This window comes from Mycobacterium sp. (assembly GCF_049673265.1).
Lineage (GTDB): Bacteria > Actinomycetota > Actinomycetes > Mycobacteriales > Mycobacteriaceae > Mycobacterium.
Map to the genome: position 1 here is coordinate 1 of NZ_JBATXN010000268.1, position 1984 is coordinate 1984.

At 64.7% G+C, this 1984-nt stretch carries 3 protein-coding genes; all 3 read right to left on the minus strand.

Features of this window, described 5'->3' with window-relative positions; genetic code table 11:
- The coding region (locus tag WBF82_RS09375; RefSeq protein ID WP_424382772.1) for a maleylpyruvate isomerase family mycothiol-dependent enzyme at window positions 1–718 on the minus strand (718 nt) is incomplete at its 3' end.
- 22 nt (window positions 719–740) lie between these two features.
- The gene (locus WBF82_RS09380) at window positions 741–1592 is read right to left on the minus strand and encodes an EamA family transporter (RefSeq protein WP_424382773.1); all 852 of its coding nucleotides are present in this window, start codon (window positions 1590–1592) and stop codon (window positions 741–743) included.
- Window positions 1589–1984, minus strand: a 396-nt coding sequence (gene smpB, locus WBF82_RS09385; RefSeq protein ID WP_424382774.1) for an SsrA-binding protein SmpB, incomplete at its 5' end; no start/stop codon positions are given. The genes smpB and WBF82_RS09380, both read right to left, overlap by 4 nt.

A 1984-nucleotide genomic window follows, 5' to 3' on the forward strand; every position in this document is an offset into this window, starting at 1 on the left:
GGATCGTGACCGTCGGCTCCTGGGCACCGAAGTCGTCCACGACCCGCGCGCGACCGTCGACCACGACGCGAAGAGTGCGCGCCAGCGGACCGGTCAGCTCGATAGCGACCCTCGACCCGTCGGGCGCCTTCCCGAGTTTGCCGACCACGAAGCCCATGGTGGTAACCATCTCGTCGATCACCAGCCGCCCCGCCGGACCAGCCAGCTCCGCTTCCGAGGCCGGTTGATTCAGCCCGTCGCGGATGTCCTGTTCATGCATCCAGCAATCGAAGACCCGCACCCGCATGAACCGTCCATAACTGTCCGGGCCGACCGGGGTCATAGTCGGTGCGTTCCAGTCGTCAACGGACATGTCTGCCAAGCTTTTACGGCGATCGGCGGTCACCGAGCGAAACCGCTGCTGCAGGGCGTCGCCGGACTCGCTGCTCAGATAACGGACCCAGCACTCGTTGGCCACACCGACGTCGTTGCGCACATGACCCAACGTCGAGACATCAATATCGCCGTCCGGTGTGCTGATTCCGTGCAGCGCCGATTCAGTGCCGATGATGTGGGCGACCACATCGTGCACGCACCAACCAGGCAACGGCGTCGGCATCTGCCACTGCTGCTCGGATAACCCGTTCATCAATCGATCCAGGCTGTCCCAGGTGCCGAAGAGACCCGACAACACGTCGGCCTTATCGACTTCGGTGACCGGGCGCGCGGGGCTGCTCATGCCGCCTGATGTTAGACCGACGTCAGACTGCGGCGATCATGCTCACCGATACCGCGGCCAGAATCATGCCGAGCGCCTGCCAGCGGGTCACCCGCTCACGCAGCACGATGATGGCCAAGATGACCGTCGTCGCCGGGTACAGCGAGATCAAGATGCTGGCCAGCGACAGCATCCATTTCTGAATCGCCAACAGCATGGTGATGTTCGCGCAGGTATCCAGCAGGGCTGCGGCGACCGCCAGCCGCAGCGGCGTCCTGGACGGAAGCTGAAGGTTGTTGCTCATCGCCGCGACCGCGAACACCAGCACGGTGGCCGCCGCCCGGGCGAAAAACAGCGGCCATAGCCGGCACTCCACGGGAGCCTGGTGCAGCAGCACGAAATCCAAACCGAACGCCACCCCGGAGCCGACCGTCAACCAGGCCACTTTGCTGGTGAACCGGTGCGTCCGAACATCCTCGTCGGCGGGCGACTCCCGGCTCACCAAGATCACCGCGAACATCGCCAGCGCCACGCCTATCGATGCGGTCTCCCCCGGTCGCTCGCCGCCGAGCGCCACGCCGACGGCGACGGGGACAGCAGCGTTGAGTACCGCCGCCAGCGGTGAGACCACCGAGATCGGTCCGGCGCTCACCGCCGCGTAGAACCAATACACCCCGATGGCCTGGCTGACCCCATACAGCGAGCCCCACAGCAGGGCACCGGGGCGGACCGGCCCACCGGCGGTGGCAGCAACCACACCAAGCAGCACCGTCGCGACCGGGTAGGTGACCACCATGACGCGGAGCGCAGCCACCCGCCGGGAAGCCACACCCCCGACAAAGTCGCTGACGCCGTAGCTGACTGCGGACAGCTGGGCGTATGCGGCACCTATCAATCGATGCCCTTGGCTCGCCTACCCAATGCCCGGACCACTTCCCGCTGAGCATCGCGGCGTGCCATGTCCTGACGCTTGTCGTGCGCGCGTTTACCTCGCGCTAATGCAAGCTCCACCTTGACTTTTCCTTCGGAGAAATAGAGGGCCAACGGGACCAGCGCGAGGTTACCATCACGGATCTTGCCGATGAGTACGTCGATTTGGCGCCTGTGGAGCAACAGTTTTCGCGTGCGACGTGGCTCGTGGTTGGTCCAGCTGCCGTGGTGATACTCCGGAATATGCAGGTTGCGCAACCAAACCTCGCCGTCGTCGACCGTTGCATAAGCATCGGCCAACGAGGCCTTGCCGTCCCTGAGGCTTTTTACTTCAGTGCCGAGTAAAACCACCCCGGC